The 20,930-nt window shown below is 60.6% G+C and carries 23 protein-coding genes and 1 riboswitch; of the genes, 19 read left to right on the forward strand and 4 right to left on the reverse strand.

Translation table 11 applies throughout. From position 1 onward, the window contains the following. Window positions 1-2 precede the first annotated feature (2 nt). Together purN and purM are read right to left on the reverse strand one after the other, a co-directional pair. Entirely contained in the window at window positions 3-653 is a 651-nt protein-coding gene (purN, locus tag NL64_RS01390; protein WP_034146361.1) for a phosphoribosylglycinamide formyltransferase, read from the reverse strand. After that, window positions 653-1,711 carry a phosphoribosylformylglycinamidine cyclo-ligase gene (purM, locus tag NL64_RS01395; RefSeq protein WP_034146362.1) on the reverse strand — a complete coding sequence of 353 codons (1,059 nt, stop codon included), beginning with the start codon at window positions 1,709-1,711 and terminating at the stop codon, window positions 653-655. Before purM ends, purN begins: the two co-directional genes overlap by 1 nt. A gap of 385 nt (window positions 1,712-2,096) precedes the next feature. Here purM and NL64_RS01400 point away from each other — a divergent pair, with 385 nt between their 5' ends. The 6 genes from NL64_RS01400 to NL64_RS01425 all read left to right on the forward strand — a co-directional run bounded on the left by NL64_RS01400 (window position 2,097) and on the right by NL64_RS01425 (window position 7,452). Next, window positions 2,097-3,161 (forward strand): DUF2066 domain-containing protein, encoded by a 1,065-nt coding sequence (locus tag NL64_RS01400; RefSeq protein WP_034146363.1) that lies wholly within the window; start codon window positions 2,097-2,099, stop codon window positions 3,159-3,161. A 37-nt stretch (window positions 3,162-3,198) separates the two neighbouring features. Continuing rightward, window positions 3,199-4,272, forward strand: a complete 1,074-nt coding sequence (locus NL64_RS01405; RefSeq protein ID WP_034146364.1) for an AI-2E family transporter — start codon at window positions 3,199-3,201, stop codon at window positions 4,270-4,272. A gap of 230 nt (window positions 4,273-4,502) precedes the next feature. Then, complete coding sequence (gene hda / locus NL64_RS01410; RefSeq protein WP_034146365.1) at window positions 4,503-5,207, forward strand: DnaA regulatory inactivator Hda; 705 nt, start codon at window positions 4,503-4,505, stop codon at window positions 5,205-5,207. Between the two features lie 214 nt (window positions 5,208-5,421). Then, window positions 5,422-6,069: a C40 family peptidase gene (locus NL64_RS01415; protein WP_034146366.1), complete on the forward strand. Its 648-nt coding sequence runs from the start codon at window positions 5,422-5,424 to the stop codon at window positions 6,067-6,069. A gap of 165 nt (window positions 6,070-6,234) precedes the next feature. Next, on the forward strand, window positions 6,235-6,771 hold the full coding sequence (locus NL64_RS01420) for a C40 family peptidase (RefSeq protein ID WP_034146367.1): 537 nt from the start codon (window positions 6,235-6,237) through the stop codon (window positions 6,769-6,771). Window positions 6,772-6,789: 18 nt separating this feature from the next. Further along, window positions 6,790-7,452, forward strand: a complete 663-nt coding sequence (locus NL64_RS01425) for a class I SAM-dependent methyltransferase (RefSeq protein WP_034146368.1) — start codon at window positions 6,790-6,792, stop codon at window positions 7,450-7,452. A 122-nt stretch (window positions 7,453-7,574) separates the two neighbouring features. Here the strand turns inward: NL64_RS01425 and NL64_RS01430 are convergent, their stop codons facing one another. Together NL64_RS01430 and NL64_RS01435 are read right to left on the reverse strand one after the other, a co-directional pair. After that, complete coding sequence (locus NL64_RS01430; protein ID WP_034146369.1) at window positions 7,575-8,888, reverse strand: PQQ-dependent sugar dehydrogenase; 1,314 nt, start codon at window positions 8,886-8,888, stop codon at window positions 7,575-7,577. A gap of 67 nt (window positions 8,889-8,955) precedes the next feature. Continuing rightward, a complete protein-coding gene (locus NL64_RS01435; protein ID WP_034146370.1) occupies window positions 8,956-9,540 on the reverse strand; it encodes a hypothetical protein in 585 nt (194 codons plus the stop codon). A 150-nt stretch (window positions 9,541-9,690) separates the two neighbouring features. Beyond that, a riboswitch (cobalamin riboswitch) is annotated at window positions 9,691-9,920 on the forward strand. 81 nt (window positions 9,921-10,001) lie between these two features. Here NL64_RS01435 and cobO point away from each other — a divergent pair. The 13 genes from cobO to NL64_RS30870 all read left to right on the forward strand — a co-directional run bounded on the left by cobO (window position 10,002) and on the right by NL64_RS30870 (window position 20,910). Further along, the gene (gene cobO, locus NL64_RS01440; protein WP_034146371.1) at window positions 10,002-10,613 is read left to right on the forward strand and encodes a cob(I)yrinic acid a,c-diamide adenosyltransferase; all 612 of its coding nucleotides are present in this window, start codon (window positions 10,002-10,004) and stop codon (window positions 10,611-10,613) included. Further along, complete coding sequence (locus NL64_RS01445) at window positions 10,610-12,010, forward strand: cobyrinate a,c-diamide synthase (RefSeq protein ID WP_034146372.1); 1,401 nt, start codon at window positions 10,610-10,612, stop codon at window positions 12,008-12,010. The genes cobO and NL64_RS01445 overlap by 4 nt, the downstream gene beginning before the upstream one ends. Then, window positions 12,007-12,657, forward strand: a complete 651-nt coding sequence (bluB, locus tag NL64_RS01450; protein ID WP_034146373.1) for a 5,6-dimethylbenzimidazole synthase — start codon at window positions 12,007-12,009, stop codon at window positions 12,655-12,657. The genes NL64_RS01445 and bluB overlap by 4 nt, the downstream gene beginning before the upstream one ends. After that, on the forward strand, window positions 12,654-13,562 hold the full coding sequence (gene cbiB, locus NL64_RS01455; protein WP_034146374.1) for an adenosylcobinamide-phosphate synthase CbiB: 909 nt from the start codon (window positions 12,654-12,656) through the stop codon (window positions 13,560-13,562). The genes bluB and cbiB overlap by 4 nt, the downstream gene beginning before the upstream one ends. Then, window positions 13,555-14,547: a threonine-phosphate decarboxylase CobD gene (cobD, locus tag NL64_RS01460; protein ID WP_034146375.1), complete on the forward strand. Its 993-nt coding sequence runs from the start codon at window positions 13,555-13,557 to the stop codon at window positions 14,545-14,547. The genes cbiB and cobD overlap by 8 nt, the downstream gene beginning before the upstream one ends. Continuing rightward, window positions 14,544-15,995, forward strand: a complete 1,452-nt coding sequence (locus tag NL64_RS01465) for a cobyric acid synthase (RefSeq protein ID WP_034146376.1) — start codon at window positions 14,544-14,546, stop codon at window positions 15,993-15,995. Before cobD ends, NL64_RS01465 begins: the two co-directional genes overlap by 4 nt. 149 nt (window positions 15,996-16,144) lie before the next feature. Continuing rightward, window positions 16,145-16,666: a bifunctional adenosylcobinamide kinase/adenosylcobinamide-phosphate guanylyltransferase gene (gene cobU / locus NL64_RS01470; protein ID WP_034146377.1), complete on the forward strand. Its 522-nt coding sequence runs from the start codon at window positions 16,145-16,147 to the stop codon at window positions 16,664-16,666. Continuing rightward, window positions 16,663-17,718 (forward strand): nicotinate-nucleotide--dimethylbenzimidazole phosphoribosyltransferase, encoded by a 1,056-nt coding sequence (gene cobT / locus NL64_RS01475; protein WP_034146378.1) that lies wholly within the window; start codon window positions 16,663-16,665, stop codon window positions 17,716-17,718. Before cobU ends, cobT begins: the two co-directional genes overlap by 4 nt. Continuing rightward, window positions 17,715-18,290: an alpha-ribazole phosphatase family protein gene (cobC, locus tag NL64_RS01480; RefSeq protein ID WP_034146379.1), complete on the forward strand. Its 576-nt coding sequence runs from the start codon at window positions 17,715-17,717 to the stop codon at window positions 18,288-18,290. The genes cobT and cobC overlap by 4 nt, the downstream gene beginning before the upstream one ends. Before the next feature lie 2 nt (window positions 18,291-18,292). Further along, complete coding sequence (locus NL64_RS01485) at window positions 18,293-19,024, forward strand: adenosylcobinamide-GDP ribazoletransferase (RefSeq protein WP_034146380.1); 732 nt, start codon at window positions 18,293-18,295, stop codon at window positions 19,022-19,024. A gap of 101 nt (window positions 19,025-19,125) precedes the next feature. Continuing rightward, on the forward strand, window positions 19,126-19,530 hold the full coding sequence (locus NL64_RS01490) for a MarR family winged helix-turn-helix transcriptional regulator (protein ID WP_034146381.1): 405 nt from the start codon (window positions 19,126-19,128) through the stop codon (window positions 19,528-19,530). A 52-nt stretch (window positions 19,531-19,582) separates the two neighbouring features. Beyond that, complete coding sequence (locus tag NL64_RS01495) at window positions 19,583-20,791, forward strand: MFS transporter (protein WP_034146382.1); 1,209 nt, start codon at window positions 19,583-19,585, stop codon at window positions 20,789-20,791. Next, window positions 20,788-20,910, forward strand: coding sequence for a hypothetical protein (locus NL64_RS30870; protein WP_263386149.1), 123 nt, complete (start codon window positions 20,788-20,790; stop codon window positions 20,908-20,910). The genes NL64_RS01495 and NL64_RS30870 overlap by 4 nt, the downstream gene beginning before the upstream one ends. Window positions 20,911-20,930: the final 20 nt, after the last annotated feature.

The raw sequence follows: 20,930 nt of genomic DNA on the forward strand, positions 1-20,930 counted from the left end.
TCCTAGGTTCGAATCAAGTGGCCGCTGGCCGCGAGTAACTGTCCATCCAGTAAAGCACCTTGATCACCGAGTGATAACCGGCCTTCGGCAAACCAGTGTACGGCCATCGGGTAGATCAGGTGTTCCTGAACGTGGACCCGCTGCGCCAGGCTTTGCGGCGAGTCATGCAACTCTACCGGTATTACTGCCTGTACGACCAGTGGTCCGCCATCGAGTTCCTCGGTGACGAAGTGCACGGAGCAACCGTGTTCGGCGTCGCCGGCCTCCAGCGCTCGCTGATGAGTGTGTAACCCTTTGTATTTGGGTAGCAGCGAAGGATGGATGTTGAGCAGGCGACCCTGGAAGTGACGCACGAAATCAGCGCTGAGGATGCGCATGAAACCGGCCAGTACCACGAGTTTGGGGTTGAAGGCGTCGATCAGTTCGATCAACGCGGCATCGAAGGCCTCGCGGCCATCGAAAGCCTTGTGATCCAGCGAGCGGGTGGCGATACCCGCGTCACTGGCGCGTTGCAGGCCGTAGGCGTCGGCGCGGTTGGAAATCACCGCAGCGATGCGGGCCGGGCTGTCGCCGGTCCGCGTGCTGTCGATCAAGGCCTGCAAGTTACTGCCGGTGCCGGACAACAGCACCACCACATCACAGGTCTGGGACATCAATGAGCCTTGAGGTTCTTCAGTTCGACCTGAGCTGCGCCTTCGGCAGCGGTGGAGATCTGACCGATGACCCATGGCTGCTCGCCGGCTTCGCGCAAAACGTTCAGGGCAGTTTCGACGTGCTCTTGAGCGACGCAGATGACCATGCCGACACCGCAGTTCAGTACGCGGTGCATTTCGTTTTCGTCGACGTTGCCTTTCTCTTGCAGCCAGTCGAACACCGCCGGACGGGTCCAGCTCGCCACGTCAACCACCGCTTGTGCGCCTTTTGGCAGAACGCGCGGGATGTTGTCCAGCAGGCCGCCACCGGTGATGTGGGCCATGGCTTTGACGGCGCCGGTTTCCTTGATCAGCTTGAGCAGCGGCTTCACGTAGATGCGGGTCGGGGCCATCAGCAGGTCGGTCAGCGGCTTGCCGTCGAGCTGGGTGTTTTCGATGTCTGCACCGGACACTTCGATGATCTTGCGGATCAGCGAGTAGCCGTTGGAGTGCGGGCCGGAAGACGGCAGGGCGAGCAGGGCGTCGCCAGCAGCGACTTTGGAACCGTCGATGATTTCGGATTTTTCCACGACGCCGACGCAGAAGCCGGCCAGGTCGTAGTCTTCGCCTTCGTACATGCCTGGCATTTCAGCGGTTTCGCCGCCGACCAGGGAGCAGCCGGACAGCTCGCAGCCTGCGCCGATGCCGGTCACAACCTGGGCGGCGGTGTCGACGTTCAGTTTGCCGGTGGCGTAGTAGTCGAGGAAGAACAGCGGCTCTGCGCCGCACACCACCAGGTCGTTGACGCACATGGCGACCAGGTCGATGCCGATGCTGTCGTGCTTGTTCAGGTTCAGTGCCAGGCGCAGCTTGGTGCCGACGCCGTCAGTACCGGAAACCAGCACAGGCTGCTTGTAGCCGGCCGGGATTTCGCAGAGGGCGCCAAAACCGCCCAGGCCGCCCATGACTTCCGGGCGCGCAGTGCGCTTGGCGACGCTCTTGATGCGTTCGACCAATGCTTCACCGGCGTCGATGTCTACACCGGCGTCCTTGTAGCTCAGGGAGGGTTGCTTGCTCATGATCCAGGCCTTTAGGGGGGATTCAGGGGTAACGACCGAGTTCAGCGGGGACGCCGAATTCGACGGGGGGCGATTGCCTCACGCGAATTTCGAGGGTGCCCGGCTGTTGCCGGTCTGCGAAGGCGCGCGATTTTATCAGGCTTGAGAGGCAGCGGCCATCCTCACGCCGACAGCAGGGGCATATCTGCCTAAAAAAAACGAAATTGCCCCGTGTCAGTAGCATCCTGCTCGCTCGCGCAGGGTATCGTCATTAACCGTCTATCGTTATGACAGTGCGAAAACTTACCCGGGACGTGTGAATGTTTTGCGCCGAGCGATGGTCACAGCCTTGCTCGATCGTCTTCATGCGGTCTGTTCCACCCGCCCTTGTCGTCAGGAATCTTCCATGCGTTTTTGTAAATTCTTGTTTGCAGGTTGTTTGTCATTGGTCAGTCTCGTCAGTCAGGCCGAAACGGTGAAAGGCCTTTATGTAGTGCGCGAGCCTGTCAGCAGCCAGACGCAGGAGGAGCGTGATCAAGCGACTCAGCGTGCGTTGGATACGCTGGTGTTGCGACTGACCGGCGATCCGAAGGCGGCGCAAAGTCCGGGCCTGGCAGCGATTCGCAAAGACCCGCAGCAAATCATCAGTCAGTACGGTTTTGAGGCGGGGCCGCCGGAAGTGTTGAAAGTCGATTTCGATCCGGCGACCACCGAGCAGGCCTTGCGCCGCGCCGGGCTGGCCATGTGGGGAGCCAATCGGCCGTCGATTCTGGGTTGGTGGTTGAACGAATCCACAGAGGGCTCAAGCCTAGTGGGCGATGGTCAGGCCAATGCGACGCCGTTGCGCCGAGCCGCTCAGCACCGTGGTTTGCCGCTGCGTCTGCCGCTGGCGGATTTGGGTGAGCAGGGCGTCGCTACGGCACCGAATCTTGAAAGTGCTGATCCGGCACCGCTGCGGGCGGCATCGGAACGTTACAATGCCGACGCTGTGCTGGCGGTGCATGCCCGTGAAGAGGGTGGTCAGTGGCAGGCCAAGTGGCGTCTGTGGCTGGGTGACCAGAAAGAGGCGGGTAGCGTTCAAGGCGCGGATCAGGCCGCTGTGGCGGATGCGGTGATGTTGGCGGTCAACGAACGCCTGGCGCCGCGATTCGTCGCCAAGCCTGGGGCTTCATCGCAACAGTTGCTGGAAGTGCAGGGGATGAATCTGGAGCGTTATGCGACGCTTGGGCGATTGCTGGAACCCTTCGGTGGGCGTCCGCAAAGTGTCGATGGCGACCGGATTCTGTATCGGGTCAATGGCAGTGCTGATCAATTGCGGGCGCAATTATCGTTGGCGAAGTTGCAAGAGGTTGCAGCGGCACCAACACCGGCCCCAGCCCCCGTTACACCTGCTCAACCGGCGGCTGGCGGCGCTGCCGCTGCCATAACGCCAACCCCCGCACCGACACCGCAGTTGCGTTTCCGCTGGTAGATTTTTCTTTCTTTATATAGAAGCAATGGAGTGGTTCATGGCCGATACGCGGCGCTGGTTCTGGTTGGGTGCAGTGGTTCTGTTCTGCGCGTTTATCTGGTTGTTGCATCCGATTCTGACGCCGTTTCTGGTGGCGTTGCTGTTGGCCTATCTGTTCGACCCGCTGGTGGATCGGCTGGAGAAGGCCGGTCTTTCACGCACGTGGGGCGTGATCGCGGTGTTCGCGCTGTTCACCCTGATTTTCACTACGCTGCTGCTGGTGTTGGTGCCAATGCTCGCCAAGCAGTTGTTTCGTTTATATGAGCTGGCGCCGCAGATGCTCGATTGGTTGCAGCACACCGCGTTGCCATGGGCGCAATCGAAGTTCGGTTTGTCGGAGGGTTTCTGGAAGTTCGACAAGCTCAAGGCGGCGATCAGTGAGCACATGGGCCAGACCACTGACATTGTCGGTGTAGTGCTGAGTCAGGCGACCGCTTCCGGCCTGGCGCTGATTGGCTGGTTGGCGAATCTGGTGTTGATCCCGGTGGTGAGTTTCTACCTGCTGCGGGATTGGGACCTGATGATGGCCAAAATCCGCAGCTTGCTGCCCCGTGATCGCGAAGAGCAGGCAGTTTCCCTGGCCGCTGAATGCCATGAAGTGCTGGGAGCATTCGTTCGCGGGCAGTTGTTGGTGATGGTGGCGTTGGGCGTAATCTACGCAGCGGGACTGATGTTGGTGGGGCTTGAGTTGGGACTGTTGATCGGTCTGATTGCCGGCCTGGCGGCGATTGTGCCGTACATGGGTTTCGTCATTGGTATTGGCGCAGCATTGATTGCCGGTCTGTTTCAGTTCGGTGGCGATCTGTATCCCATGATCGGCATTGTCGCGGTGTTCATGGTTGGTCAAGCGTTGGAAGGCATGGTGCTGACGCCATTGCTGGTGGGGGATCGGATTGGTCTGCACCCGGTGGCGGTGATCTTTGCGATCCTGGCCGGCGGCGAGCTGTTTGGCTTTACCGGCGTATTGCTTGCGCTGCCGGTGGCGGCGGTGATCATGGTGCTGGTGCGCCATGTGCATGATTTGTATAAAGATTCGGATATGTACAGCGGGGTCGAGGATCCCGAACTTTAAGGCTTGAAATGAGCGGAACGCAGATGACCTGGTTTAAGGCCAAGTCGGAACGACGGGTTCGTCTAGCGGTCGGATGGACCGCCAAAGAATCCGTCATAAAACCGGGTCGCAAACGCAAACCTTTGATTTTGCTTGTGGTCTGTCGCATTGTGCGGTCGGCTTCACGGGTATAAACTTCGCAAACTTTACACAGAGGCCACTAACGGTTCCTTTGGAACTGTTCAGTCAGCATGAAACCGATTCAGCTGCCCCTAGGTGTGCGTCTGCGTGATGACGCCACTTTTATCAACTACTACCCAGGCGCCAATGCCGCTGCACTCGGCTATGTCGAGCGGCTGTGCGAAGCCGACGCCGGCTGGACCGAAAGCCTGATTTATCTCTGGGGCAAGCACGGGGTAGGGCGCACGCATCTGTTGCAGGCTGCGTGCTTGCGATTCGAGCAGATGGGTGAGCCGGCGGTTTACCTTCCTTTGGCCGAGTTGCTCGATCGCGGCATTGAAATCCTCGATAACCTCGAACAATACGAACTGGTCTGCCTCGACGATTTACAAGCGGTGGCCGGCAAGGCGGATTGGGAAGAGGCACTTTTTCATCTGTTCAATCGTCTACGCGACAGTGGCCGGCGTCTGTTGATTGCCGCGTCGACGTCGCCGCGTGAGTTGCCGGTGAAGTTGGCGGACCTTAAATCCCGCCTGACCCTGGCACTGATTTTCCAGATGCGACCGCTTTCCGATGAAGACAAACTGCGTGCGTTGCAACTGCGCGCATCCCGTCGCGGACTGCATCTGACGGATGAAGTCGGTCACTTTATTTTGACTCGCGGTACTCGAAGCATGAGTGCGCTGTTCGAACTGCTTGAGCGTCTCGATCAGGCCTCGCTTCAAGCGCAGCGCAAGCTGACTATTCCCTTCCTGAAAGAAACGCTGGGCTGGTAAAACCTCCGGTTTCTCGCGGTTTTTTGGCATATTTCAGGCGCCAGAAAACGCACGTTCCTACACGCGTAGGCAGCGCAAGCGTCTAAATGGGGCTTAAGCGCTTAGATGTTTACGAGAAACCGAGAAGTCACAAAAAGTTCGATTGAATTTGCAAATGAGGATGATAGCGGGCATAGTCTCGGCTTCTTTACAACTATCAGCCACGGTCGTGCCCATGCTAAATCGCTTTGCACCCCTCGTGCCTCTCGCACTCGTTACCCTGTTGTTCGGTTGCGCTGCCCACTCTCCAGTGTCCCAGCAAGAGCAACAACAGCAGGTTAAAAACTCTGTTACCGCCCAATCTTCCGCTCGTTATCAGGAAGATCTTTTTCAAGACGAGGCGGCTACCGAAAAAGAACTCGCAGCTTTCGCCGATGGCAAGTCGTACAAACTTCCAGTTCTGGCTGACAGCATCCTCGAACGCGGCATGTCCCTGATCGGTACCCGTTACCGTTTCGGCGGTACCTCTGAAGCCGGTTTCGATTGCAGTGGTTTCATTGGCTATCTGTTCCGTGAAGAAGCCGGGATGAACCTGCCTCGCTCCACTCGCGAAATGATCAACGTCGACGCTCCTCTCGTCTCTCGCAGCAAGCTGGAGCCGGGCGATTTGCTGTTCTTCGCTACCAATGGTCGTCGCGGTCGTGTCAGTCACGCCGGGATCTACCTGGGCGACAACCAGTTCATCCATTCCAGCAGCCGCCGCAGCGGTGGTGTGCGAATCGATAGCCTGGGCGACAGCTACTGGAGCAAGACCTTCATCGAAGCCAAGCGCGCCCTCGCGATGGCACCTGGTGCGTCACCAATCGTTACTGCTCGCAAGTAAGCGGACAATTTGTAAGGTGAACTTAAAGTCTTACTTGAAGTTTGCCACGTAGCAGCTAGAATCTTGATCTATTAATGATGGCAAACCGCCTGCGTCACGCGCAGGCGGTTTTCTTTTCTGCGCTTTCAGCAGAAAAAGCCGCAGCCAGATCAGGATGTTCTGCTTATGACGATGTCGGCCCGCCTCACAATCATGCTCTTCGCAGCGCTGCTCAGCGCTTGCGCCAGTCGCACACCGCCGCCTGCGCCGGTGGTTCGCGCGCCTATCGTGTTCGGTCCCTCCCAAGCCTTTTCGCCTGAAGCCGAGGACGTGCTGTTTCGCGCGTTGGGCCTGGTGGGTACGCCTTATCGCTGGGGCGGCAATACACCGGATTCCGGATTTGATTGCAGTGGTTTGATCGGCTACGTCTACCGTGATGTGGCTGGTATTTCCTTGCCGCGGACCACGCGTGAAATGATCTCCATGCAGGCGGCCAGCGTCGGTAAGGAAGGTCTGCAGACCGGTGACCTGATCTTCTTCGCCACCAATGGCGGCTCCCAAGTCAGTCATGCTGGCATCTATGTCGGTGAAGGTCGCTTCGTCCATGCACCGGCCACTGGCGGCACGGTCAAGCTCGACAGCTTGTCCAAGGCGTATTGGCAGAAAGCCTATCTGAGCGCCAAGCGTGTCCTGCAACCGGAGCACCTGGCGCGCAATCCGTAATAGCCAGAGGTTGTCGTCATGACCGCGCGCACGCTCAATCTCGACGATTCGCTCTATCAATACCTGCTTGATGTGTCCCTGCGCGAAACGCCGCTGCTCAAGCGCCTGCGTGACGAAACCCAGGCGCTGCCCATGGCGCGCTGGCAGGTGGCACCGGAGCAGGGGCAATTCCTCGCATTGCTGGTAAAGCTCATCGGCGCCAGACGTGTGCTGGAAGTCGGCACCTTCACCGGTTACAGCGCCTTGTGCATGGCGGAGGCATTACCCGAAGACGGTTCGTTGATTTGCTGTGACATCCCCGGTGACTACAACGCCACTGCGCTCCGTTACTGGCAGGAAGCGGGTCTGGCCGGGCGAATCGATCTGCGTCTGGCGCCTGCGCTGGAAACCCTCGGCGAGATTGAACGGCAAGGGCAGGGCGGGCAATTCGACCTGGTATTCATAGACGCCGACAAAGCCAATTACCCGACCTACCTCGAACATGCGCTGCGGTTGCTGCGCGTCGGTGGGTTAGCAGTGTTCGATAACACGCTGTGGAGTGGCCGGGTGCTTGAGGAGAATCCCGAAAGCGCAGATACCCGCGCAATCCAGGCGCTCAATCGTGCATTGAAGACGGACGCGCGGGTGGATTTGTCGCTGTTGCCGTTGGGGGATGGGTTGACGCTCTGTCGCAAGCGCTAACTATGTTTTTTGTGGGAGCGGGCTTGCCCGCGATAGCGTTTCATAAGCCAGCATCTCTATTGAGCGTGCCGACGTCATCGCGGGCAAGCCCGCTCCCACAGGTTCGTGTGAGGTCAATTTCGTTATTTAACCGCCGACACCCGCCACACCTTGTTCCCCACATCATCCGCCACCAGCAAATCCCCCTGCTGATCAATCACCACACCTACCGGCCGACCCATGGCTTTTTCTTCGTCATTGAGGAAACCAGTTAGCACGTCTAGCGGCTGCCCGCTCGGTTTGCCCGCGCTGAACGGTACGAAAATCACTTTGTAGCCGCTGTGCGGTTTGCGATTCCAGGATCCGTGCTGGCCGATGAAGGCGCCTTCCTTGAACTGCGCCGGCAATTTGTTGCCCTCGGCAAACGTCAGCCCCAATGACGCGGTGTGAGGGCCGACGGCGTAGTCCGGGGCGATCGCCTTGGCGACCATCTCCGGGTGTTGCGGCTCGACACGAACGTCGATGTGCTGACCATAGTAACTGTAGGGCCAACCGTAAAATCCACCGTCCTTCACTGAGGTGATGTAGTCCGGCACCAGGTCACTGCCGATTTCGTCCCGCTCATTCACGGCTGTCCACAACGCGCCGCTGGACGGTTCCCAAGCCAGACCGTTGGGGTTGCGAATTCCCGACGCAAAGATCCGGTGGTTACCAGTGGCGCGGTCCACTTCCCAGATCGCCGCGCGACCTTCTTCCTGGTCCATGCCGTTTTCGCCGACGTTACTGTTGGAGCCTACCGTGACGTAGAGCTTGCTTCCGTCCTTGCTGGCGATGACGTTTTTGGTCCAGTGGTGATTCAGCGTACCGCCCGGCAAGTCGACCACTTTGATCGGCTGCGACTTGATCGCGGTGGCGCCGTCTTCATAGTGGAAGCGCAACAAGCGGTCGGTATCGGCAACGTACAGGTCATTGCCCACGAGGGTCATGCCGAAAGGCGAGTTGAGGTTTTCCAGGAACACCGTGCGGGTTTCTGCGATGCCGTCGTGGTCCTTGTCCCGCAGCAGCGTAATGCGATTCGGGCTTGGTACGCCCGCACCAGCGCGCCCCATGACTTTCTTCATGACCCAGCCCTTGATGCCTTTGCCGTCATCGGGCTTGGGCGGGGCGTTGGTTTCGGCGACCAGCACGTCGCCGTTGGGCAGTACGTATAGCCAGCGCGGGTGATCAAGACCTTCCGCAAACGCTGCCACTTGGGTACCGGCAGCGGCGACGGGTTTGGCGCCGTCCGGCCAGCCGATCGCCGGGGCGATGTTTACTGTCGGCATCAGCGTCTTGTTGGGCTCTGGCAATTTGGGTGACGGCCCGGTGCCGTCAGAGACTTGCAGGCTGGAGGTTTCACCGCAAGCGGCGAGCCCTCCGGCGAGCGCGATAACGAGAACGAGCTGGGGCTTGCGCATGCTGACCTTCCCTATGAATGCAGTGACCTGATCAATAGAGAAGTGAGAATGCGCGATGGTTCAACCGTCAGCCGCGCGCTTCCTTGAACAGCACGGCAATACCGGGGTGATAGTTGCCGCCTTCGTTGCGCAACTTGCGATAGGCGTAGGGGAAATACCAGGCCACGGCGCAGGTGTGTTCCTTTTGCAGGTCGTCGACCATGTCCTGCAGTTCTTCCGGGGTGGCGCCATGCTGGGCTTTTTGCGGAGCAACGAACAGGCAGCCGAGTTTCAAGTCGCTGGCGTAGCTGATCTTCCTGGCGTCGCTGGTGACATCGAGTAAAGCCTCGGTCAGGTTCAGGCTGTTGACCCGTGGCCAGCGTTGCGTGGTCTGCAGCCAGGCCTTGGCTTCGGGTGTAGCGATGAACAAATCGGCGCGGCCGTTGCGATCGCCTTCCTCGGTCTGTTTGCGGGTGGGCGATTGTTGCAGGGTGATCATCTCCGCCATCCACGCGGCGGCGGAGAGCAGGCCGAGGTTAGCTTTTTCATCCAGCCAGTAAGGTGTTTCACCGTCGCCGCGCACGGCGTTGTAGCGGTCGATACAGTCAAACCAGCGTTCCAGCGCCGGGCGCAGGAATTCCAGCTTCGGATTGCTGATGATCATGCCTTGCATGGGGCTTACTCTTGTTATTATGTTGGGGTTGTGGCTCTTTGATATCACTGCTGTGAGTGTCGCACAAGATTGGCGTCAGTTTGATGATCAACGGCAGTTATTCGCTCGCACGCCCCGTCTTCAATTGACGCTCCACCCCCAACCCTCTAACCTTCGCCGCTTGTTTCAGGTGCTCTGTGGCTTGGGTCGACAGAGTGAAACAGGGAAGCCGGTGAGTCAGCGTTTCAGTCGATGAAACTCCGCGATCCCGGCGCTGCCCCCGCAACGGTAAATGAGTGAAAGGCTGCGCCTTGAGCCACTGTGTCGACGACATGGGAAGGCGCGCAGTCAGGCCAACGCCGCTCATGAGCCCGGAGACCGGCCTGATCCATCCAAGCGGCATCACGGTGGGCGATGCCAGGCTTCTTGCCTTCTATTCTTGTGCCTGCCCGCCGTTATCCAGCCTCAACGGAGAGCTCCCCATGACTGATACCCCTGATCGTGACGAACGTCACCTGGCGCGCATGCTGCGCAAAAAAGCCGTGATCGACGAACGCATCGCCAACTCCCCGAACGAATGCGGCCTGTTGCTGGTGCTGACCGGCAACGGCAAAGGCAAGAGCAGCTCGGCGTTCGGCATGCTCGCCCGCGCGATGGGCCACGGCATGCAGTGCGGTGTGGTGCAGTTCATCAAGGGCCGTAACAGCACAGGCGAAGAGTTGTTCTTCCGACGCTTTCCAGAGCAAGTGCGTTTTCATGTGATGGGCGAGGGCTTCACCTGGGAAACCCAGGATCGTCAGCGTGATATCGCCGCCGCCGAAGCCGCATGGGCGGTCTCGCAGCAACTGCTGCGCGATCCATCCATTGGCCTGGTGGTGCTGGATGAATTGAACATCGCCCTCAAGCACGGCTACCTCGATCTCGATCAGGTACTCAGCGATTTGCAGGCGCGTCCGCCGATGCAGCACGTGGTGGTCACCGGTCGTGGCGCCAAGCCGGAAATGATCGAGCTGGCCGACACCGTCACTGAGATGGGCATGATCAAGCATGCCTTCCAGGCCGGTATCAAAGCGCAAAAAGGCGTCGAGCTGTGAATCAACCTCGTCATTGCCCGGCGGTACTGATTGCCGCGCCGGCGTCCGGCCAGGGCAAGACCACCGTCACCGCCGCGCTGGCCCGGTTGCATCGCAATCAGGGGCGCAAGGTGCGCGTGTTCAAGTGCGGCCCGGATTTTCTCGACCCGATGATTCTCGAGCGCGCCAGCGGTGCGCCGGTGTATCAACTGGACATGTGGATGGTCGGCGAGCAGGAAAGTCGTCGACTGTTGTGGGAAGCCGCCGCTGAAGCCGACCTGATTCTGATCGAAGGCGTCATGGGGCTGTTCGACGGCACGCCGTCCAGCGCTGACCTGGCGCGGCACTTTGGCGTGCCAGTGCTGGGTGTGATCGACGGCACTGCGATGGCCCAGACTTTTGGCGCACTGGCCTTGGGGCTGGCGCGTTATCAACCGGACTTGCCGTTCGCTGGCGTGTTGGCCAATCGCGTGGGCACCCTGCGTCACGCCCAACTTCTCGAAGGCAGCCTGACCGAAGGCCTGCGCTGGTACGGCGCGTTGTCCAGGGAAACCGGGATCGAATTGCCGAGTCGGCATCTCGGTCTGGTGCAGGCCAGTGAGTTGAACGATCTTGATGTGCGTCTCGATGCGGCGGCCGAAGCGTTGGCCAGCAGTTGCGAGGTTGCGCTGCCGCCCGCCGTCGAGTTCGCCGCGCCCGATGTGATCGCCGTCGAACCGTTGCTGGTCGGTGTGCGCATTGCCGTGGCCCGTGACGAAGCGTTCGCCTTTACCTATGGCGCCAGCCTGGATTTGCTGCGGGCGATGGGCGCCGAGTTGTCGTTTTTCTCGCCGATCCGTGATGCTGAGTTGCCGGATGCGGACAGCTTGTATCTGCCGGGCGGATATCCGGAATTGCATCATGTGGCGCTGTCGCAAAACACCGCGATGCTCGACGCGATCCGCGCGCACCACGCGGCTGGCAAGCCGTTGTTGGCCGAGTGCGGCGGCATGCTTTATCTGCTCGATTCGTTGACCGATGTTGAAGGTACACGCGCGGAATTGGTCGGCTTGCTGGCGGGTGATGCGGTGATGCAAAAGCGTCTGGCTGCATTGGCGTTGCAAGCAGTTGAGCTGCCGGAAGGTTCGTTGCGTGGGCACACCTATCATCATTCGCTGACCACGACTGAGCTTGAGCCGATTGCTCGGGGCTTGAGCCCTAATGGCGGGCGCGGGGCGGAGGCGGTTTATCGTGAGGGGCGGATGACGGCTTCTTACGTGCATTTTTATTTTCCGTCCAATCCATCGGCGATTGCCGCGTTGTTTGCGCCAGACCCTGAAACCGCTATCGCTGGCAAGCCAGCTCCCACAGTGGGCGGTGTGATCCCTGAAGAAATGCAATCCCTTGTGGGAGCTGGCTTGCCAGCGAAGAGGCCATGACGGACAACGCATTTTCCGAAGCCGAGCGCGCAGCGGTCTACCGAGCCATCGGCGAACGTCGCGACATGCGCCACTTCAGCGGCGGTACGGTCGAGCCTGAGCTGTTGCGCCGACTGCTCGAAGCCGCGCATCAAGCACCCAGTGTTGGCTTGATGCAGCCCTGGCGTTTCATCCGCATCAGCGACCGCGCCCTGCGCGGCAAGATCCAGGCTCTGGTGGAAGAAGAGCGCATCCGCACCGCCGAAGCCCTCGGCGAGCGCACCGACGAATTCATGCAGCTCAAGGTCGAAGGCATTAACGATTGTGCCGAAGTGTTGGTGGCGGCGCTGATGGAGGATCGCGAACAGCATATTTTCGGTCGTCGCACCTTGCCGGAGATGGACTTGGCGTCGTTGTCCTGCGCGATCCAGAACCTCTGGCTGGCGTCCCGGGCCGAAGGGTTGGGAATGGGTTGGGTTTCGCTGTTCGAACCGCAAGCCCTGGCCGATTTGCTCGGTCTGCCATCCGGCGCCAAACCGTTGGCCGTTCTGTGCCTCGGACCGGTGAAAGCATTTTATCCAGCACCGATGCTGGTACTCGAAGGCTGGGCGCAGGCGCGTCCGCTCGGTGAACTGTTGTATGAGAATTATTGGGGAGTGCGTCCATGAGTGTGGCGTTGTTGAGTGTCGCCGCCGTGGCGCTGGATGCGCTGCTGGGCGAACCCAAGCGCTGGCATCCGCTGGTGGCGTTCGGCCGATTTGCCGAGCGCATCGAGCAACGATTCAATGGTGGCGGTCGCGGCTGGCGCAGTCACGGAGTCACCGCGTGGGTGATGGCGGTGGTGCCGCTGACCTTACTGGCCACGGCGTTTTCCTGGGCGCCTTATGTTGGCTGGATCGTCGAGATTCTCGCGCTGTATTGCGCCCTCGGCATGCGCAGCCTCGGTGAACACGTCGAGCCGGTGGCGAAAGCCCTGCGCAGCGATGATCTTGATGAAGCACGCAAACGCGTGAGCTATCTGGTCAGCCGTAAAACCAGTGAGCTGGACAAAACCGAAGTCGCCCGCGCCGCCACCGAATCGGTGCTGGAGAACGGTAGCGACGCGGTGTTCGCCGCATTGTTCTGGTTTGCCGTGGCCGGTGCGCCGGGCGTAGTTCTCTACCGATTGAGCAATACGCTGGATGCGATGTGGGGTTATCGCAACGAACGCTTCGAGCGTTTCGGTTGGGCGGCCGCGAAGATCGACGACGTGCTCAATTACATTCCTGCGCGGTTGGTGGCGTTGACTTACGCGCTGCTGGGCAAAACCCGCTTGGCGCTCAAATGCTGGCGTACACAGGGACCGACCTGGGACAGCCCGAACGCCGGCCCGGTGATGGCGGCGGGTGCCGGTGCACTGGGCGTCGAGCTGGGTGGGCCAGCGATTTATCACGGTGAACTGCATGTACGTCCACAACTGGGTGAAGGCGTGCCAGCGGACGCCGACTCCATTGATCGTGGCTGGCAATTGGTCCAGCGCGGCGTATGGTTATGGCTGCTGATTCTCTGCGTGGGGGCTGAATTTTATGCTTGAGCACGGTGGACGGTTGCGCAAGGCCGCGCTCGAATACGGCATCGAGGAAGCCGATTGGCTTGACCTGTCCAGCGGCCTCGCGCCCTGGCCGTTTGCGCTTCCGGATATCCCGCTGCGGGCCTGGGCGCGCTTGCCGGAAACCGATGACGGACTGGAGCAGGCCGCCTGCGATTACTACGGCACGCTGCAAGCATTGCCGGTGGCCGGTTCGCAAATGGCCATCCAGTTGCTCCCGCGTTTGCGCCGGGCGGGCAAGGTCGGCGTGCTGTCGCCGTGTTACGCCGAGCATGCCGAAGCCTGGCGCCGCAATGGCTATATCGTGCGCGAAGTGCTGGAGCAGGAGGTCGACTTCTATATCGACAGCTTCGATGTGCTGGTGGTGGTCAACCCGAACAATCCCACCGGCCTGAATCTGCCCCCCTCGCGATTGCTTGAATGGCATGCGCGACTGGCTCAGCGCGGAGGCTGGCTGGTGGTCGACGAGGCCTTCATGGACAACACCCCGCAACTCAGTGTGGCGCCGTTTGCCCATCAGGTCGGTTTGATCGTGCTGCGTTCGTTCGGCAAGTTTTTTGGTCTGGCCGGTGTACGCCTCGGCTTTGTGCTGGCCGAGCGCAAGTTGCTCAAGTTGCTCGCCGAGCAAGTGGGGCCATGGGCGGTCAGCGGCCCCACCCGGGTTCTGGGGCAAGCCTGCCTGCGCGATACCGAAGGGCAGGCACAGCAACGCGTCCGCGCCGAAGAGGCCAGCGCGCGCCTGGCGTCGTTGCTGGAACAATACGGTTTCAAACCCCAGGGCGGTTGCGCATTGTTTCACTGGTTGATCACCGAGCGCGCCGAGGTGTTGCACGAGTTCATGGCCCGGCGCGGCATTCTGCTGCGGTTGTTCACGCAGAACAGCAGCCTGCGTTTCGGCTTGCCTGGCGATGAAGCTGACTGGACGCGCCTGACCTTCGCACTCGACGCCTTTACCAAGGAAAACCCATGACCACGTTGATGGTGCAAGGCACCACCTCCGACGCCGGTAAAAGTACGCTGGTGACGGCACTGTGCCGCTGGGTCACCCGCCAAGGCGTCAGCGTGGTGCCGTTCAAACCGCAGAACATGGCGCTCAACAGCGCGGTGACGGCCGACGGTGGCGAGATCGGCCGTGCGCAAGCGGTGCAGGCCCAAGCCGCTTTCCTTGAACCGCACACCGACATGAACCCGGTGCTGCTCAAGCCCAACAGCGATACCGGCGCCCAGGTCATCATTCACGGGCGTGCCGTCACGACCATGAACGCCGTGGCCTACCACGACTACAAAACCATCGCCATGCAAGCGGTACTGGCCTCCCACGAACGGTTGAGTGCGGCGTATCCGGTGGTGATGGTGGAAGGCGCGGGCTCGCCGGCGGAGATCAATCTTCGCGCCGGCGACATCGCCAACATGGGCTTCGCCGAAGCGGTGGATTGCCCGGTGGTGCTGATCGCCGACATCAATCGTGGCGGGGTGTTCGCGCATCTGGTGGGCACATTGGAGCTGCTGTCGCCGAGCGAACAGGCGCGGGTCAAAGGCTTCATCATCAACCGTTTTCGCGGTGACATCGCCTTGCTCCAACCCGGTCTTGACTGGTTGGAGGAGCGCACCGGCAAACCGGTGATCGGCGTGTTGCCCTACGTGATGGATCTGCACCTGGAGGCCGAGGACGGCATCGATCAGCGCCAGACCGACAAGGCCGATCAGGTGTTGAAAGTGGTGGTGCCGGTGCTGCCGCGCATCAGCAACCACACCGATTTCGATCCGCTGCGTCTGCATCCGCAAGTGGACCTGCAATTCATCGGCCCTGGCCAGGCGATTCCACCCGCCGACCTGATCATTCTTCCCGGTTCGAAAAGCGTGCGCAGCGATCTCGCGTATCTGCGCGCCAACGGCTGGGATAAAGCGATCTCCCGGCATTTGCGCTACGGCGGAAAGGTGCTCGGTATCTGCGGCGGCCTGCAGATGCTCGGCGAACACGTGCACGATCCGCTGGGGCTCGAAGGCGCGCCGGGGTCGAGCGCGGGGTTAGCGCTGTTGGCGTTTGAAACGCAGTTGGAAGAAGAGAAGCAGCTGCGCAATGTGCGCGGGCGTCTGGCGGTGGAAGATGCTGAGGTCAGTGGCTATGAAATCCACGCTGGCGTTACCACCGGGCCGGCATTGGAACACGCTGCCGTGCAACTGGATGACGGTCGCTGCGATGGTGCGCAAAGTGTCGATGGGCAGATTTTCGGCACTTACCTGCACGGCCTCTTTGAATCCCCGGCGGCGTGCAGTGCATTGTTGCGCTGGGCGGGATTGCGGGATGTGCAGGACGTGGATTACCACGGTTTGCGCGAGCGTGATATCGAGCGCTTGGCGGATTTGGTGGAGAAGCATTTGGATACTTCACTGCTGCGTGAGCTCTGCGGGATTTGAGTTGGATGTCCCGGCCCCATCGCGGGCAAGCCCGCTATCACAGGGGATTTAGGTTTGAACATGACTTTTGAGTACACCTGCGAACCCTGTGGGAGCGGGCTTGCCCGCGATGAGGCCAGATGTGTCACCGAAGATTTAAGGAATGAACCATGCTCCAACTGATCCTCGGCGGCGCCCGCTCCGGCAAAAGTCGCCTGGCTGAAAAACTGGCTTCAGACAGCCAGCTCCAAGTCACCTACATCGCCACCAGCCAAGCCCTTGACGGCGAAATGAACGACCGGGTCGCTCATCACCGCGCCCGCCGTCCCGCCGAATGGGCATTGATCGAAGAGCCGCTTGCACTGGCCCGCGTGCTGCGCGAAAACGCCAGCGCCGACCGCTGCCTGCTGGTGGATTGCCTGACCCTGTGGTTGACCAATCTGTTGATGCTCGACGATGCCGAACGCCTGACCGCCGAACGCGATGCTTTGCTGGAGTGCCTGGCGTCGTTGCCGGGTGAAATCATTTTTGTCAGCAACGAAACCGGAATGGGTGTCGTGCCGCTGGGCGAATTGACTCGCCGCTACGTCGATGAAGCCGGTTGGCTGCATCAAGCTCTGGCCGAGCGCTGTCAGCGAGTCGTCCTGACCGTCGCCGGCCTGCCCCTGACTTTGAAAGGAACTGCGTTATGACCCCATCCTGGTGGCTGAACCCGTGCAAGCCGATCGATGCCCAAGCCGTCGAACAGGCCGAGGCCCGCCAACAGCAACTGACCAAACCGGCCGGCTCCCTCGGGCGGCTGGAATCGGTAGCGGTGCAACTGGCCGGGTTGCAGGGGCAGGTTAAACCGAGTCTCGATCAGCTGTGGATCGCGATTTTTGCCGGAGACCACGGTGTGGTCGCTGAAGGGGTGTCGGCGTTTCCACAGGAAGTCACCGGGCAAATGCTGCACAACTTCGTCAACGGCGGCGCGGCGATCAGCGTTTTGGCGCGGCAGTTGGGCGCTTCCCTTGAAGTGGTCGATCTCGGCACGGTCACGCCATCGTTGAACCTGCCGGGTGTGCGCCACCTGAATGTCGGCCCCGGCACGAGAAATTTTGTGAACGGTGCAGCCATGACGGCTACGCAGGGTGGGCAGGCATTGCAGGCAGGCCGGGATGCCGTTCAACGCGCTGTCGCGACGGGTGCGCAGTTGTTCATCGGTGGCGAAATGGGCATCGGCAACACCACGGCTGCCAGCGCGCTGGCCTGCGCTTTGCTGGATTGTCCGGTGGTGCATTTGACTGGACCGGGCACCGGGCTGAATGCGGCGGGTGTCAGTCATAAGGCTCAGGTGATCGAACGTGCATTGGCTTTGCACAGCGCTCAGCGTGGCGATGCGTTGCAGACGCTGTTCAACCTCGGTGGGTTTGAAATCGCCGCGTTGGTCGGTGCTTACCTGGCCTGCGCTCAGGAAGGCGTTGCAGTATTAGTGGACGGCTTCATTTGCAGCGTCGCCGCGTTGGTGGCAGTACGATTGAATCCCGAGTGCCGGCAGTGGCTGTTGTTCGGCCATCGCGGCGCTGAGCCCGGCCATCGCCATGTTCTGGAAACCCTGAACGCCGAGCCGTTGCTCGACCTCGGTTTGCGCCTGGGAGAGGGCAGCGGTGCTGCACTGGCCGTGCCGTTGCTGCGTCTGGCCTGTGATCTGCACGGGCAGATGGCGACGTTTGCTGAAGCCGCGGTGGCGGATCGTCCGGCATGACCTTGCGCCTGGATCTGCTGCGTCACGGCGAAACGGAGCTCGGGGGCGGTTTGCGCGGCAGCCTCGACGATGCCCTGACGGAAAAAGGCTGGGAGCAGATGCGTGCGGCGGTGCTAGAGCAGGGGCCCTGGGATCGTCTGGTAAGTTCGCCATTGCAGCGCTGTGCAAGATTCGCTGATGAACTTGCCGAGAAATCGGGCCTGCCGGTCGAGTTGGATAAAGACCTGCAAGAGCTGCATTTCGGTGCCTGGGAAGGGCAAAGTGCGGCGAAGCTGATGGAAACGGATGCCGAAGCCTTGGGCCTTTTCTGGGCGAATCCCTATTCGTTCACGCCACCTCAAGGCGAGCCCGTCGCGGCGTTTTCGGCGCGGGTACTGGCAGCGGTGGCGCGTTTGCAGGCAGCGTATGCGGGCGAACGGGTGTTGCTGATCAGTCATGGCGGGGTCATGCGTTTGTTACTGGCACAAGCGCGCGGGCTGCCTCGTGAGCAGTTGCTCAATGTTGAGGTGGGGCATGGCGCGCTGTTCTCGTTGTCGGTCGAGTCCGATGGCTTGCTGAAGGAAACGCTCTGATCATGTTGCCTTTCTGGATCGCCTTGCAATTCCTCAGCAGCCTGCCGATTCGTCTGCCGGGCATGCCGACGCCGCAGGAGTCAGGGCGGTCGCTGCTGTTTTATCCGTTGGTGGGTTTGTTGTTCGGTGGAATTCTGTGGGTGCTGAACTGGCTGTTATTGGGCACGCCAGTGATGTTGCATGCAGCGCTGTTGTTGACGGTTTGGGTGTTGCTCAGCGGCGGACTGCACCTGGATGGCCTGGCCGATAGCGCTGATGCATGGCTGGGCGGATTCGGTGATCGTGAACGCACGCTAACTATCATGAAAGATCCCCGTAGCGGGCCGATCGCGGTGGTCACGCTGGTACTGGTGTTGCTGCTCAAGTTCGCGGCATTGCTTGCATTGATCGAACAGCAATACGCCGTGGCGCTGATTATCGTGCCGTTGATCGGTCGCAGTGCGTTGCTGGGATTGTTCCTGACCACCCCCTATGTACGTGCCGGAGGTTTGGGCCAGGCGCTGGCTGATCATCTGCCGCGATTGGCGGGTAGGCAGGTGTTGGCCGGTAGCGCGTTATTTTGCCTGTTGATTGGCGGTGTTAGCGGCGTGTTGGCGTTGGTCGTGGCGACGGTAGTGTTTGTCTGGTTGCGGCAAGTCATGCTGCGTCGATTGGGTGGGACGACGGGTGATACGGCGGGAGCGTTGTTGGAATTGCTGGAGATGGCGGTGCTGGTGGGATTGGCATTGGTTTGAAAGATCGCGTGCCCTGTAGGCGGTGCCGAAGGCTGCGATCTTTTGATTTTTCTGCGATCCTGTAACTTGATTTAACACACTCGCGGGTATATACACGCATCATGCTCGACTCCCAATGTTTATGCATCAACCTGCGTCGCGCCGCCCGTGGCGTCAGCAGGCATTACGACGGCGCTCTCGACGGCTTCGGGATCAACGTTGCGCAGTATTCTTTGCTGTGCAATTTGCAGCGCCTGGATCAGCCGAGCATTTCCACCCTGGCCGAGGCCATGGGGCTGGATCGCAGCACCCTGGGACGCAATTTGCGCGTGCTGGAGGGCGAAGGCCTGGTGATGCTGGTTGAGGGCGAGGATATGCGCAATCGCATCGTCCGGCTGACAGAGGCCGGTGCCGAGCGCCTGAAAGCAGCCTTGCCGGCTTGGGAAGCGGCGCAACAGCGATTGGTTGATCGCCTGGGTGCCGAGAAGCGTGAAACGTTACTGAAGTTGCTGGACGAACTGGCCTGACGCCGGTTTGTTCGATCTTAAGCGGGTATATACCCGCGCCCGGAGAACAAGAATGACATCGATGTGGCGTACGTGCGGTTGGGTTTTGTTGGGGAGTGCGCTGATCCTTGCGTTGTCTCTGGGGGTTCGGCATGGCTTCGGCCTGTTCCTGGCGCCGATGAGTGCCGAGTTTGGCTGGGGCCGTGAAGTCTTTGCCTTCGCCATCGCTTTGCAAAACCTGATTTGGGGTCTGGCGCAACCATTTACCGGTGCGCTGGCCGACCGTTTTGGCGCGGCCAAAGTCGTGCTGATCGGTGGTGTTTTGTACGCCCTGGGACTGGTGTTCATGGGCTTGTCCGATTCGGCGGTGACCTTGTCCTTGAGCGCCGGATTGTTGATCGGCATCGGCCTGTCCGGTACTTCGTTTTCGGTGATCCTCGGCGTAGTCGGACGCGCAGTGCCGCCGGAGAAACGCAGCATGGGCATGGGCATTGCCAGCGCCGCCGGTTCGTTCGGCCAGTTCGCCATGCTCCCCGGCACGCTCGGGTTGATCGGCTGGCTCGGCTGGTCGGCGGCATTGCTGGCGCTTGGCTTGCTTGTGGCGCTGATCGTGCCGCTGGTGAGCATGCTCAAGGACAAGCCACTGCCGGTGCTCGGCCATGAGCAAACCCTGTCCGAAGCCCTGCGCGAGGCCTGCTCCCATTCGGGATTCTGGCTGTTGGCGTTCGGTTTTTTTGTCTGCGGTTTCCAGGTGGTATTCATCGGCGTGCATTTGCCGGCGTACCTGGTCGATCAACATCTGCCGGCGACGGTGGGGACGACGGTGCTGGCGCTGATCGGTTTGTTCAATATTTTCGGGACGTACACCGCTGGTTGGCTCGGCGGACGCATGTCCAAGCCTCGTCTGCTTACCGGGCTTTACCTACTGCGGGCGGTAGTGATCGGGCTGTTCCTGTGGGCGCCGGTGACGACGACTACGGCGTACCTGTTCGGCATGGCGATGGGCTTCCTGTGGCTGTCGACGGTGCCCTTGACCAACGGCACGGTGGCGACCTTGTTTGGTGTACGAAATCTGTCCATGCTCGGTGGGATTGTTTTCCTGTTCCACCAGCTCGGCTCGTTCCTTGGCGGCTGGTTGGGCGGGGTGGTGTATGACCGAACCGGGAGCTATGACTTGATCTGGCAGGTTGCGATTCTGTTGAGTCTGATGGCTGCCGCCTTGAACTGGCCGGTGCGTGAAACCCCGGTAGCCCGCCTGCAAAGCCAAATGAGCGCGATATGAACAGTCTCTGGCCGCGAATCACCATTTTGGCCCTCTGTGCCTTGCTCCTGGCGCTGGCGTGGTGGGGGTGGCATCAGGGCGGGTTGGCGCTGATGCAGTTGGGCATGGGTGCTTGCTAGTGGGTTGTGAGGGCGAGTAA

It is taken from the genome of Pseudomonas fluorescens (assembly GCF_000802965.1).
Taxonomy (GTDB): domain Bacteria; phylum Pseudomonadota; class Gammaproteobacteria; order Pseudomonadales; family Pseudomonadaceae; genus Aquipseudomonas; species Aquipseudomonas fluorescens_A.